The 13,229-nt window shown below is 51.6% G+C and carries 11 protein-coding genes; 5 read left to right on the top strand and 6 right to left on the bottom strand.

The features are described from left to right. Position 1 precedes the first annotated feature (1 nt). The 5 genes from H8K26_RS10020 to arsA all read left to right on the top strand — a co-directional run bounded on the left by H8K26_RS10020 (position 2) and on the right by arsA (position 4,903). Positions 2–367 (top strand): ArsR/SmtB family transcription factor, encoded by a 366-nt coding sequence (locus H8K26_RS10020; protein WP_186896912.1) that lies wholly within the window; start codon positions 2–4, stop codon positions 365–367. A gap of 88 nt (positions 368–455) precedes the next feature. Then, complete coding sequence (locus tag H8K26_RS10025) at positions 456–956, top strand: arsenate reductase ArsC (protein WP_190479226.1); 501 nt, start codon at positions 456–458, stop codon at positions 954–956. Positions 957–1,015: 59 nt separating this feature from the next. Continuing rightward, positions 1,016–2,296 carry an arsenic transporter gene (locus tag H8K26_RS10030; RefSeq protein ID WP_190479227.1) on the top strand — a complete coding sequence of 427 codons (1,281 nt, stop codon included), beginning with the start codon at positions 1,016–1,018 and terminating at the stop codon, positions 2,294–2,296. A 75-nt stretch (positions 2,297–2,371) separates the two neighbouring features. Further along, the gene (arsH, locus tag H8K26_RS10035) at positions 2,372–3,070 is read left to right on the top strand and encodes an arsenical resistance protein ArsH (protein WP_190479690.1); all 699 of its coding nucleotides are present in this window, start codon (positions 2,372–2,374) and stop codon (positions 3,068–3,070) included. 63 nt (positions 3,071–3,133) lie between these two features. Further along, positions 3,134–4,903: an arsenical pump-driving ATPase gene (gene arsA, locus H8K26_RS10040; protein WP_190479228.1), complete on the top strand. Its 1,770-nt coding sequence runs from the start codon at positions 3,134–3,136 to the stop codon at positions 4,901–4,903. Between the two features lie 103 nt (positions 4,904–5,006). On the opposite strand, the gene H8K26_RS10045 is transcribed toward arsA, so the two are convergent. The 6 genes from H8K26_RS10045 to H8K26_RS10070 all read right to left on the bottom strand — a co-directional run bounded on the left by H8K26_RS10045 (position 5,007) and on the right by H8K26_RS10070 (position 13,039). After that, positions 5,007–6,218 (bottom strand): alpha/beta hydrolase, encoded by a 1,212-nt coding sequence (locus H8K26_RS10045; RefSeq protein ID WP_190479229.1) that lies wholly within the window; start codon positions 6,216–6,218, stop codon positions 5,007–5,009. Positions 6,219–6,716: 498 nt separating this feature from the next. Next, on the bottom strand, positions 6,717–7,055 hold the full coding sequence (locus H8K26_RS10050) for a hypothetical protein (protein ID WP_190479230.1): 339 nt from the start codon (positions 7,053–7,055) through the stop codon (positions 6,717–6,719). A gap of 259 nt (positions 7,056–7,314) precedes the next feature. Further along, positions 7,315–7,908, bottom strand: coding sequence for a putative adenosine monophosphate-protein transferase Fic (locus H8K26_RS10055; protein ID WP_190479232.1), 594 nt, complete (start codon positions 7,906–7,908; stop codon positions 7,315–7,317). After that, positions 7,898–8,068, bottom strand: a complete 171-nt coding sequence (locus H8K26_RS10060; RefSeq protein WP_190479234.1) for a YhfG family protein — start codon at positions 8,066–8,068, stop codon at positions 7,898–7,900. Before H8K26_RS10060 ends, H8K26_RS10055 begins: the two co-directional genes overlap by 11 nt. A 133-nt stretch (positions 8,069–8,201) precedes the next feature. Then, the gene (locus tag H8K26_RS10065; RefSeq protein ID WP_190479236.1) at positions 8,202–11,042 is read right to left on the bottom strand and encodes a TonB-dependent receptor domain-containing protein; all 2,841 of its coding nucleotides are present in this window, start codon (positions 11,040–11,042) and stop codon (positions 8,202–8,204) included. Positions 11,043–11,431: 389 nt separating this feature from the next. Continuing rightward, the gene (locus tag H8K26_RS10070; RefSeq protein WP_190479238.1) at positions 11,432–13,039 is read right to left on the bottom strand and encodes a glycoside hydrolase family 10-like protein; all 1,608 of its coding nucleotides are present in this window, start codon (positions 13,037–13,039) and stop codon (positions 11,432–11,434) included. Between the last annotated feature and the right edge of the window lie 190 nt (positions 13,040–13,229).

Here is a 13,229-nt window from a genome sequence, read left to right on the forward strand (position 1 = left end):
CATGGAAAATAAACAAGCAATCAGCGCATTAGCGGCGCTGGCGCAAGAATCGCGGCTGGCGGTGTTTCGTCTGCTGGTGCGGGTCGGCCCCGAAGGGTTGGCAGCCAGCAAAATCGCGGAAGAGCTTGCGATTCCGGCTTCGTCATTGTCATTTCATCTCAAAGAACTCAGTAATGCCGATCTGATTTCGGCGCGTCAGGATGGGCGTTTTATTATTTACGCCGCCAATTTCAGCACCATGAATGATTTGCTGGCATTTCTGAGTGACAGTTGCTGCAACGGTCAGGCCTGTCTGCCCGCGCTGCAGGCGAGCAATCTGCCAGCGAATAAAGCTGCCGATAAAGTTACTGATAAAGCTGAAATTTAACGCGCAGCATAGGCTGATGCAAACCACATAGTTTCGTTGTAATTCCTTACCCTTCTAATCCCTTACCCTGAAATGAATCGAGAGAAAAATGACTGAAAAAACGTACAACGTACTGTTCCTTTGCACTGGCAACTCTGCGCGCAGCGTCATGGCGGAAGCCCTGATCACGACTATGGGGCAGGGGCGTTTTAAAGGTTTTTCTGCCGGTAGTTTTCCCGCTGGTACGGTCAATCCGCTGGCGATAGAGCAGATTCAGACGACCGCGTATCCACTGACTGCTTTACGCAGCAAAAGCTGGGACGAGTTCGCGGCGGCGGATGCGCCGGTGATGGATTTCATCATTACCGTTTGCGATAACGCCGCAGGTGAAGTCTGCCCGGTCTGGCCCGGTCATCCGGTGACGACGCATTGGGGTTTTGAAGATCCGGCCGCAGTCACTGGCAGCGATGAAGCAAAGCGCGCGGCGTTCCGCAAGGTGTTCCGCGAAATTATGTCTTGCGTCAATAGCTTCGTTTCGTTGCCTGCACACATCCTGGAAAAAAATACCATTCATCAGGAACTCAAAGCGATCAGAGAGCAGCTCAACTGATGCGTCCATCTGATGATCTCGCTGTACATCAAATTCATTTCTGAAATGGGGCGCATGTCGTGCTGATTGCTATCCTGATTTTTTTGCTGACGCTGACCTTTGTCATCTGGCAGCCGCGTGGCCTGGGCATAGGCTGGAGCGCGGCTGGCGGCGCGTTGCTGGCCTTACTGGCCGGTGTGATTCAGTTATCGGATATTCCGCTGGTGTGGCATATCGTCTGGAATGCAACGGCCACATTTATCGCTGTCATCATCATCAGCCTGTTGCTGGATAAAGCGGGCTTTTTTGAATGGGCGGCATTGCATGTGGCGCGCTGGGGCGGTGGCAGCGGCTGCAAATTATTCGTGTTGCTGTTGTTACTCGGGGCCGTGGTCGCCGCTTTGTTTGCGAATGATGGTGCGGCGCTGATCCTGACGCCGATAGTGATTGCGATGCTACTGGAACTACGGTTTTCACCGAAAGGCACGCTGGCCTTCGTGATGGCGGCGGGCTTCATCGCCGACACCGGCAGCCTGCCGCTGGTGGTATCGAATCTGGTCAACATTGTCTCGGCTGATTATTTCAAGCTGGGCTTTGCTGCCTATTCATCGGTGATGCTGCCGGTGAATCTGGTGTCGGTAGCTGCCACGATAGCGGTGTTGCTGCTGTTTTTCCGGCGCGACTTGCCCGCCGATTACGACGTGCAACAACTGCGCCAACCTACGCTGGCGATTCGTGACCGCGCCACATTCAATGCGGGCTGGTGGGTGCTGGGTTGGCTGTTGCTCGGCTTTTTCTGGCTGGATGGCATGGGTGTTCCCGTCAGTGTGGTCGCGGCAGCGGGGGCGGCGGTGTTGCTGGCCGTCGCCACGCGCGCCGGAGTGATCAACACCCGTGACGTCGTCAGAAATGCGCCGTGGCAGATCGTGATTTTTTCGCTGGGCATGTATCTGGTGGTGTACGGCTTGCGCAATGCCGGGTTGACGAATCAACTCAGTGGCGTGCTCAATTATTTTGCCGAACATGGTGTCTGGGGCGCGGCGCTGGGCACAGGATTACTCAGCGCATTTCTGTCGTCGATTATGAACAATATGCCGACCGTGCTGATCGGCGCTTTGTCGATTGATGCCGCCGTGGCAAACAACGCGGTGCGTGAAGCCATGATTTATGCGAACGTGATCGGCTGCGATCTCGGGCCAAAAATCACGCCTATCGGCAGCCTCGCCACATTGTTGTGGTTACACGTGCTGGCAAAAAAAAATATCACGATTTCCTGGGGCTATTATTTCAGGCTGGGTATCGTTCTGACCTTGCCGGTGCTGTTGCTGACACTGGCCGCGCTGGCGCTGCGTTTAAGCTGACACCGGTGCTATCAACTAAAGGAGTTACGCATGACTGATGTGGCAGGAAAATTCGTCACTGTATCAGACCAAGAAATGCCGAACTTAAAGGCGGAACACATGGATATTCCTGATGCCGCGAAACTCGCACCGGTGGCGGGTTTTGAGCATCCGCCACGGATACTGCTGATGTATGGCTCGCTGCGCGAGCGCTCATTCAGTCGCTTGCTGGTCGAGGAAGCGGCGCGCCTGCTGCAACACATGGGCGCGGAAGTCAGAATTTTTAATCCGCATGATTTGCCTATGGTTGGCAGTGTGCCGGAAACACATCCCAAGGTGGTGGAATTGCGCGAGAGCTGTTTGTGGTCGGAAGGTCAGGTCTGGTGCAGCCCTGAACGTCATGGCGCGATCACGGCGGTGCTGAAAAATCAGATCGACTGGATTCCTCTCGAACAAGGCGCGATACGTCCCAGCCAGGGGCGTACACTGGCAGTGATGCAGGTGTGTGGCGGCTCGCAATCGTTTAATACCGTCAACACGCTACGCCTGTTGGGACGCTGGATGCGCATGTTCACGATACCGAATCAGTCATCGGTGCCGAAAGCCTATGAAGAATTTGATGAGGCCGGACGCATGAAACCATCGCCGTATTACGACCGGCTGGTGGATGTGATGGAGGAATTATTTAAGTTCACCTTGCTGTTGCGTGGTCGCAGCGATTATCTGACCAGCCGTTACAGTGAACGCAAACAGGATGCACTGAACGCCGCCAACAAGATCATCGCCAAAGCCTGATTCGTGCTTAACTGAGTCGTTGCCGGGTGACAGCCTTAAACCGTTTTTATAAAAGGAATGAATATGCTTTTTCTGGACAATACGCCGAAATTTTTATTCTTCACCGGTAAAGGCGGCGTCGGCAAAACCTCGGTCGCTTGCGCCACTGCCGTCTGGCTTGCCGATCAGGGACGACGCGTATTGCTGGTCAGCACCGACCCGGCATCGAATGTCGGTCAGGTATTCGGCATCCGTATCGGTAACAGCATCAAAGCGGTGGAGTCGGTTGCCAATCTGTTTGCACTGGAAATTGATCCGCAAGCGGCTGCACAACTGTACCGCGACCGCATCGTCACACCTGCGCGCGGCACCCTGCCCGAGGTGGTGATCAAAGCGATGGAGGAACAATTATCCGGTGCCTGCACCACAGAAATCGCCGCATTTGATGAGTTCACCGGGCTGCTGACTAATCCGCAGATGCTGCACGATTACGATCACATCATTTTTGATACCGCGCCAACCGGGCACACAATACGCATGTTGCAACTGCCCGGTGCCTGGTCGGGCTTTCTGGAAGAGGGTAAAGGCGATGCCTCTTGCCTCGGGCCGCTGGCAGGTCTGGGCAAGCAGCGTGAAAAATACCATGAAGCCGTGCAGACCTTAGCCGACCCCGCACGTACCCGCATGGTGCTGGTGGCACGTGCCCAGCATTCCAGCCTGAAGGAAGCCGCCCGCACACATGACGAGCTGGCTGCCATCGGCTTTCATCAACAATATCTGATCATCAATGGCGTGTTGCCGGAAGCAGAAACACTACACGATGCGCTGGCGCGCGCCGTCTGGAAACGCGAGCAGGCGGCATTGGCTGCTATGCCCGAGGTATTACGCGGCTTGCCGACCGATCATATTCCGTTGCGGGCATTCAATCTGGTCGGGCTTGATTCCTTGCGCCATTTGCTGACGGCGTCTACCGCAGTGAATGTCGCTGATTCATCCGCAGCGCAGGCATTGCCTGCTCTGACTGATGCGCCATCGCTGGCGACGCTGGTCGATGGGCTGGCAGGCAGCGGGCATGGCCTGATCATGACGATGGGCAAAGGCGGCGTCGGTAAAACCACAGTTGCTGCGGCGATCGCCATCGCCCTCGCGCAACGCGGCTTTCCGGTTCATCTGACGACCTCTGACCCTGCTGCGCATCTGCTTGAAACACTGGAAGGCAACTTGCTGAATCTGAGCGTCAGCCGGATTGACCCTGTTGCTGAAACCTTGCGCTATCGTCAGGAAGTGATGGCGAGCAAAGGCAAGCATCTTGATGCACAGGGAAAAGCCTTGCTGGAAGAAGATTTGCGCTCACCATGCACCGAAGAGATCGCTGTGTTCCAGGCATTCTCACGCGTCATCCGCGAAGCCGGGAAAAAGTTCGTGGTGATGGATACCGCACCGACCGGGCATACCTTATTACTGCTCGATACCACCGGGGCCTATCATCGCGAAATTGAGCGGCAGATGGCGCATACCGGCGTACATTACACAACACCGATGATGCAATTGCAGGACCCGCAACAAACGAAAATCGTGATCGTGACACTGGCAGAAACCACACCAGTGCTGGAAGCCGCTGGCCTGCAAAATGACTTACGCCGCGCCGGTATTGAGCCGTGGGCATGGGTCATCAACAACAGCCTGGCGATGGCGCAGCCGCAATCGCGCTTGTTGCAGCAAAGGGCAAAAAATGAATTGCAACAAATCCGCCTGGTCGCAGATCAACACAGTCAGCGTTGGGCCATCATTCCTTTGCAGGCAGAAGAGCCGGTCGGCATCGACAAACTGACAAAGCTGTTGAATGCAAAGTGATGTATTTCTGACGCTGAATAAAAAATCCCCGACGTCGCTGCCGGGGATTTTTTTTTCATTAAAACCGGGATTACTCGTTGCATCAGAAAAAGTAATTCTGGTTTTATTTTTTTAACCAAAGCGCAACTGCTTGTTTGAACGTCTGGAAATTGACTTCATTACCGTGTCCATAAGGGAAAGTCCATATCTCCGCTTTCCCTCCTTCTTTGATAATCGCCTTGTACACATCCACTGCCGACTCCTGAATCGGAGGTTCAAAATATCCAGCGCTCAAAAAAAACTTTGGCCCAATCGGATATTGATACGCCAAATGTCCAGACATGGGAGGGGACATCGCGATAACTTGAGAAAACAAGTCTGGGTGTCGTACGGCCATTGCTATCGCCCAATCGGCACCGCTCGAAAATCCGCTGATTGACCTCATCGCACTAGATTTTTCACAGCTAAATTCTTTCTCAATGAATGGTATGACATCTTCAAGAAAAAACCTTTCGTGGTTCTCAAAAGATTGTCTGTTTCCACGTTGTTTTTCTGGCGCGGGTACATACTCCTCATAGCGGCACCAAGGTTTACCGGACTTGGCTCCACCACAATTGTCGATTCCAACCGTAATAAAAGGAGCTATCTGATCTGTACTGATTTCTCTTCCTAACAAATTCCCGAATTGAGCTGATCCATCCCCGATATACACGACTGGGTAAGAGTGTTCTGGATTATAGGACGGGGGAAGCCATACTCTGACTACTCTCACGGCATTAAGAAACTTGCTCTCAATAGGAAATTCTTTGAACTGTGAGCCTGGAATTAAATTTGAGGAGTAGTCGGCTTTTGGTGCGTCCGCACCGCGAATATCGACGGGGATTTTTTTTGTTTCGCCGATCGCATTTCGAATTTCGAATCTTACTTTCGCGACAGCTTGTGCAAGCTCAGGTACATGCAAGCGGATTTGCCAAAGATCCTTTGCAACCATTGGAACCTCGACACCTGGCTCCAGATTGACTCTGACTGATGAGGCCTGGCCTTTAAAAGAGAGAGTCAGATTGTTGCCTTCAATTCGTGCTTTGGCACCATCAGAAATTTCCTCTGTCGCTGCTTCTGAATTGGAAAGCTGGCAGATTCTTCTTTCAAATACCTTGTCGGCGGAACATTTTGGAAGTTCTAATGTTGGCTGACCGGTCATCGCAAATGCGGAAGATGTGCTGAATATAAATACGATCAGAGCAAGGCCGAATAAGATTTGAATAGAACTTAGCGATGGAGAGCATTCTCTCGTAATGCGAGCTTGTGATGATGGATGAATAAAATTGAATTTCATAATGCAACCAAGTTTTGACGTGATTTTAGCAATTCATTAATATGCCGTATTTTCAGGAAAAATCAGATGTTTTATTAAAAAATAAAATCACGTGTTCTTCTGAACATGGCTTCTTATGCCCGAATATTGCCATCTTCAGTCGATAAGTGTTGTGCTTGTCAGAGCGTTGGTCGCAAAGCGATGTATTTCTTACGCTGAATAAAAAAATCCCTGACATCGCTGCCGGGGATTTTTTTGTCAGTACAACCGGGATTACTTAAACTTGTAATTCGCCAGCAAGGTGAAAGAGCGGCCGCGTGGATCGGTTACGCTTGCTTGCAGGAGGTTACAGCACGAACGGAATTGTGGATCAGCGAAACAAGAAGCAATTCCCACCCGATTCACTCAACGGCATGACACCGTTGAATATCGATTATTTCATTAATCTCAAAACGCTAATAACACTTGGCAATGATTGGGGGAGGTTTACAGCACGCTTACACATAGGTTGAAATTTGTTTAAATAAATTCTTTTGTAAGAACGTAGTAAATAATTAAGCCATAACTCGAGAGCAAAAGTATTATTCCAAAGCGTCGTTTTTTCCTATTTCTTAGTAAACTAAACCCAAATATTAAGGGAATACAAAAAAACATCATTTTTGGAAAAACGTCGGTAAAAACCAAAAGGTATGCCAACCCAGTTAACTCGCTAGAACTTTGATTTGCCCACCTATATCCAGCATACAACGTAACAAAAAAGGCGCTAAGCAGAGATAAAAAAATTGCTAACCAAACTATGCCTGAATTCTTATTTTTTTCAGAGTCATTATCCGATAACGCTTTTTTTGTGTTGTTCAATTTTTACTCCTTGAATAGCAACCTCAATATTGAGTTTGTTTGGCAAGCGTCGCATGCGTACCCCGTAGAGTGCGTCATACGCACCATTTTTCTCATTCAAACAGCACACGTCCTATTCTCACGCCATACGAACTGAAATCTCGCCACGAGGCGCATAGTGATTGCTTGTCTTAAACAGGTGGCAACTAACGTCAACCGACGAGCACAAGCACAAGCTAATGAATCGTTCTGTGTGTGTAAGCCTCTGCGCTTGCTTGCCTCAAATGGGTGTCAGTGCACGATCCAGCAAGGTTTTGAGTGGTTCTAAGCGACAATGATAGGCTTCAATGTTGGCCTCGACCCATTCAATCCGTCCAATCGGCTCCCAGCGTAACGCATAGCCGGCATTAATGCTGATAGTCTCAAACAGCAAACGCTGGGCGCGTCCATTGCCATCGCGGAATGGGTGAATCACATTGAGTTCGCCGTAGTAGTGAGCCAAACGGGCAAGGAATTGTTCGCGCGGCAAATCGATCAGATGGCCTTCTTGCGCCAGAAGCCCAAAGAGCTTATTCGCTTCAGGTTCTATCCTGCTGACGTTGGCGAATCGGGTACTACCTTTGCTGATGTCAACGGTACGTAATTCTCCGGCCCAGTCGTAGATATCTTGAAATATATGGAAGTGGATTGCGCGCAGAGCCGACATAGAAATATCGTCGAAGTCGGGCACAAACTGTTCAATGCGCGCCTGAGTGTGCTCGATTTCAGCCGCTTCCAGGCTATCGGCGTCTTTTAAGCCGAGCTTATTGATTAAGACAGCGGAGTTGGGATAGCAGTATTGCTTATCCTGACCCGTTCCGTACTTATCGGACATGCTTGGCTTTGAGCTCCACTGGTTTTGCCGTCGACTTATTGGTCTTGACTGGGCGTGGCTCCAGCCCTTCCAGGCGCAAGCTGGCGCGGTAGTTTTCGGTGCGCAGCTTCAGGAATGCCTGGCGCTTCATTTCAGTTGTCAGCATCGTGATACTCCACATGATAAATGAGACTGTGATCTACATTGTAACGCATCTCACTTGCTCTCCAGCTTACTGTGATGTTCATTCTGACTCTGAATAAAAAAAATCCCCGACATCACTGCCGGGGATTTTTTTGTCAGTACAACCGGAATTACTTGAACTTGTAATTCGCCAGCAAGGTGAAGGAGCGGCCGCGTGGGTCGGCGACGCGTGGTTCCCATGAGCTGCCGGCGCCAGAGTTGCTGTCGTAAGTGATGGCAAATGGTGGGTCGGTGTTCAGGATGTTTTTGATCCCTGCGGTCAGCGTCATGTTTTTGATGCCGCTGTAGGTCGCACTCAGGTTAAAGGTGGAATAGCTTTTTACATCAGGATTGTAATCCGATGGGGAAACCAGACCATTGAGTACGCCAGGCAAGACCTGATCTTTATAACCAGAGCGGAAGATTTGCGAGAACATGGTTGTCCAGTTGCCTTCTGTGTAGGTCACATAAGCAGTGTGCTTCCAACGCAGACCTAAATCACCGGTGTAAGTGAAACGGCCGACTTCGCTTTCGCCATAAGGTGCATTCGCGGTTGGGCGGGATTTTTTCTCCAGCAGATAAGAGCCATCAATCGCTGCTGTCCATTTGCCGTTCCAGATTGTGCCATTCGCATTGGCACCGACTTCCAGACCACGGGTGATACTTGAACCTGCATTCACCCAGCGCTGGTCGATTTGTACAATCGCGCCGCTCGCGTCACGGATAAACTGTGCGCTGAACAGATTATAGTTTTGCAGCATGGTGGTTAAGTCCAGCGAGGTAATGGTGTTTTCCTTGCGGATTTCCCACAAATCCATATTCGCGCTGAAATTTTTACTTGGTGCCCAGACTACGCCGACAGTCGCTTGCTTTGCTGTTTCCGGTCCCAGATTGGCTTTGCCGCCGGTCAGGGTATTTGGTGTGATGATGCCGCAGCCGGATTTAGTGCTGTCTGCTTTCAGGCCAGGGCACGTCGCTGGATCGACCAGATCTTTACCAGCGTATGGCGACTCAGTAATGCCGTTAAACAACTGATTGAACGAAGGTGCGCGGAAGCCGGTGTTATACGAACCACGGAACAATACCTGTTCGACCGGTGTGTAACGGAACGCGACTTTCGGGTTGAAGGTATTGCCGAAACCGGTGTAATGATCCTGACGACCAGCGAGCGTGACTTCTATGTTTTTAAACACCGGTACCAGGAACTCTGCGTAGATCGCACGGATATCGCGGCTGACTTTAGGCAAGGCATTTGCATCATCAAACGGTGCATTCAGAATCGCAGGGCGGGTATTGGCGGCGCGTGCATCGCCGTTAAACGTATATTCTTCTTTACGCAGATCAGTACCAACCGCAGCCATGACTGCACCGGCAGGGAGTTTAAAAATTTCACCGGAAATCGCTGCATCCGCTTGCGTCAATGTGGTTTTACCGCCGTATAGCACAACGCCTTTGGCTGAGGTGCTGGCGATCAGATCCAGCGCGGCCTGTGATTGCTTCTGGCCTGGCAACAGGAAAGGATTAATGATGCCGGTGCCGAGCGCGTTCGCCAGCGCGACCGTGTAGTTATAACCGTTGCCCAGTGTGGATTGTGATTCGCTGTAGGCACGTGACAGGCCGACGCGGTAATCCCAGTTACCGATCTGACCATCGGCGCCGATTTGCAGGCGGGCGGCATCCGTGCGGGTGCTGATTTCACGGTTGCCGCATTCCATACAACGCCAGCGATAAGCAATAGGCGCGCCGTAGTTGGATTTAATGCTAGGCAAAACGGCGGCGATGGAATTGAATACCATGTCATACGCAGCACCGGTCTTAGGATAGAAAGACGAGACCGGGAAATTGCTGCCTGGCGACACCTGATTTGGTGAAAAGCTTTTTGATACATCGACGCGGGAACCGACCAGTTCAGCGAATACCTGATGTTCACCGACTTTGAATGTGGCACGCGAAACGAAATTATCGTTTGTTACCGGTTGTTGTAAAACAGCGGCGCGACCGGTATCCCAGGCGCAGGCATATTTGGAAGAAGCGACATCCCAGATTTTGTAATCATAAGCAGCCATGCCATCGATGGAGTTACAACCCGCGCCACCCGGCAGATTCAGCACGTTGACCGCGTTCATCGATTGGTTTGTGCCAGGCAGGATAGGGCCGGTATTGCTCTTGTTACTCATGATGGTGTTTGCCAGCGACGTGGCAAACACGGTCGCAAACGGGGTACCGCGTGTATCGACCGACAAACCACGATTCGGCTGGAAGGTATTCACAAACGAACGCTGATCGCCGCGCAATGCCTGATTCTCGCTGTGGGTGCCGGTGATCAACACGTTGTAGCCATCGGTATCAAGATTACCGAAACCGCCGACCATCGATACACGATGAATGTCGGCGCCGCCTTGTTGCGTCAGATCAGTGAATGCCTGTGCTTCAATCCCGTTGTAATTTTTGCGCAGGATGAAGTTAATCACACCGCCGATCGCATCGGTACCGTAAGTTGACGACGCACCGTCTTTCAGAATTTCAACACGTTCAACCGCCGCCATAGGAATCGAATTCAGATCGACTGCGGAGCCTTTCATACCGTGTGTGGCAATACGGCGGCCATTCAGCAAGACCAGCGTGCTGTCAGAACCCTGACCACGCAAGTTGGCGGAAGTGGCACCGTTATTGCCGCGCTGCGCGCCGGAGGTGACGTCGGCGTTACTTGCCAGATTATCGGAACCATTGCCATTGATATTGAGCGTTGAGATCAACTGCTCGGCCGTCACGATGCCTGAGGCTTCGAGCTGTTTGCGGGTGATGACTTCGACGGGTAACGCACCTTCGGCGGCGATACGCTTGATGCTGCTACCGGTAATTTCGATACGTTGCGTGACATCGGCAGGTTTTTCCTGCGCCACCGCAGATGTCGCAGAAACGCCAGTCACGCCAATAATGGCGATGCAATGGGCAATGGTTTTCAATTTCACGGGTCTCTCCTCAAATAATTCTGTTCAATGTGCGGTCAGGATGTGGGGCAATCGTCACGGGTTCAGAATGACAAATACCTTTAGCTGCAACATCCGGAAACAAGGCTCTTTTCTTTTTGCACCAATTTGGCTTCATGGTGTCAGGCAAAATCGTTATAACGATATACGCGTTGAGATTCAGACTAGGGTTTTCACTTTGCCGGTGACAAATGAAAAATTCTACGCGGGTAATAACTAAAAGATATAGATCAAAATACTGTTCAATCAGCCTGTATGGCACAGGCTGATTGAAGGGGGGTGATACTGAAAAATAATTTTTTATGTGCGTAAAAAAACAGCAGTCTGAGGTTCAAAAAAACCACATTCCGCGCTGCTTTTTTGCTGCTTTATCAGGGGAACTGCACGCTTGCTTGCTGGCTTTCCTGTCCTGAGCGACTGATCGCCATCACGGTAATTTGCCGGATTGCACCAGCCTGGGGATCGGCGCTGGTATCGATGCTCAGTTTTGTCGCAGGTTGGACTGAGAATAGCCATTGCTGATCGGTGCGTTTCCAGATCGCCAGCAGCTTCGTGTTGGCGACATCGGCGAGCGCGACTTGCAGCGTTTTTCTGTCATCGGATAATTGCAACTGCGGCGCGGTGATATTGCTGCTGTTGAGCCACGGCATCGCCGGGATCAGTGCCTGCGAGGTATATTTCTCAGCCATCAGACGCTTGCGTATGTCTTTGCGGTTCTGATTCAGGCTGATGACGCTGAAATGGATATGGCCGTTACCGCCGCGCTCACGCACAGCATCAATCTGATTCAGAATTTCTTCGGCAGGCCAGGATTTCTCGCTGTGATCAATGCGGCTGGTATATAAGCCAGGCCAGATCTGACGGCGTTGTACGTTCTGTGCAATCCAGTAATCATGCAACACCTTGAATGCCTGTGGCGTCTGATTGATAGGCCAATACAACTGCGGTGCCAGATAATCAAACCAGCCTTTTGCCATCCAGAGTTCCACGTCGGCATACAGTTTGTCGTACTGGCTGAAACCGGCGATGCCCGCTGGTAAACGATCAGGGCGACCGATGCCAAATGGGCTGATGCCAAATTTCACCCAGCTTTTTTCCTGATGCACGGTGGTGTAAATCGCTTCCACCAGATGGTTGACGTTGGCACGTCGCCAGTCAGCGCGCATCAGATTGCCGCCGCTCTGCAAATACTTGATCCAGGCTTTGTCATCCGGGAATTCGACTTCGCTACCGTTCGCGGCTTTGATCGGATACGGATAAAAATAATCATCAATATGAACGCCATCCACATCGTAGCGTCGCACGACATCGCTGATCACATTCAGCGTTTGCTGCATGGCGATGGGTTCCGCCGGGTCCATCCATAACTGATCGCCATACTGTTTCACTGCGTCAGGCGCGGTTTTGCTTATGTGGTTTTTTGCGGCGATGGTTTTCGCTTGCGCGGTGCGGGCGCGGTAAGGATTAAACCAGGCGTGCAGTTCCAGCCCGCGTTCATGCGCCTGTTCTATCCAGAATTGCAGCGGATCGTAATACGGCGAAGGTGGGCGGCCTTGTTCGCCGGTCAGAAATTCCGACCACGGCTCTATCGCCGACGGATAAATCGCATCAGCGGCCGGGCGCACCTGCAGCACGATGGCGTTGAGCTTCATCTGTACCGCATTGTCGAGAATGGTAATGATCTCCGCTTTTTGTTTATCGCTGCTGAGGTCGCGGCGGCTCGGCCAGTCGATGTTGGCGACGGTGGAAACCCAGGTGGCGCGGAATTCACGCGGTGTCGGCGGCGTTTCGCGACTCAGGGGCAGCGAAGGCGGTGGTGCGTTGGCAATGATCGCTGACGGTGCTGGCGGAGTTTTAACGCTGACGGGCGGCGAGCTGCAGGCGCTCAGTACAGCGATGAGCACGCCTGCCAGCAAAGCGCGCACGATGTCCTGATGATTGCTTTTGAAAAAAGAGGATGAGGCTTGAAGCGAGATCATGCGTCGATAACGGCGAAAACGAAAAGAGCTGTGATGCTACTGCATTCGCCCTGCACAAACCAGCGTTTATCCGCTGTATATGCATACTCCCCCCTGTTTTTTGAAAAACCAGTGAAATGCCTTAATAAAATAAAGGGTGTTTTTACATACTCCGGGGAGTATATAAATGTCCCTGAGATGTCCCTGAGAT

It is taken from the genome of Cognatundibacterium aquatile, from assembly GCF_014699135.1.
Classification (GTDB): Bacteria; Pseudomonadota; Gammaproteobacteria; order Burkholderiales; family Burkholderiaceae_D; genus Undibacterium; species Undibacterium aquatile.

Bases quoted from the DNA above. Each gene is read 5' to 3' on its own strand.
- H8K26_RS10020 (WP_186896912.1), top strand. From the start codon at position 2: ATGGAAAATAAACAAGCAATCAGCGCATTAGCGGCGCTGGCGCAAGAA.
- H8K26_RS10070 (WP_190479238.1), bottom strand. From the start codon at position 13,039: ATGATCTCGCTTCAAGCCTCATCCTCTTTTTTCAAAAGCAATCATCAG.
- arsH (WP_190479690.1), top strand. From the start codon at position 2,372: ATGCCGAACTTAAAGGCGGAACACATGGATATTCCTGATGCCGCGAAA.
- H8K26_RS10060 (WP_190479234.1), bottom strand. From the start codon at position 8,068: ATGTGGAGTATCACGATGCTGACAACTGAAATGAAGCGCCAGGCATTC.
- H8K26_RS10055 (WP_190479232.1), bottom strand. From the start codon at position 7,908: ATGTCCGATAAGTACGGAACGGGTCAGGATAAGCAATACTGCTATCCC.
- H8K26_RS10045 (WP_190479229.1), bottom strand. From the start codon at position 6,218: ATGAAATTCAATTTTATTCATCCATCATCACAAGCTCGCATTACGAGA.
- H8K26_RS10025 (WP_190479226.1), top strand. From the start codon at position 456: ATGACTGAAAAAACGTACAACGTACTGTTCCTTTGCACTGGCAACTCT.
- arsA (WP_190479228.1), top strand. From the start codon at position 3,134: ATGCTTTTTCTGGACAATACGCCGAAATTTTTATTCTTCACCGGTAAA.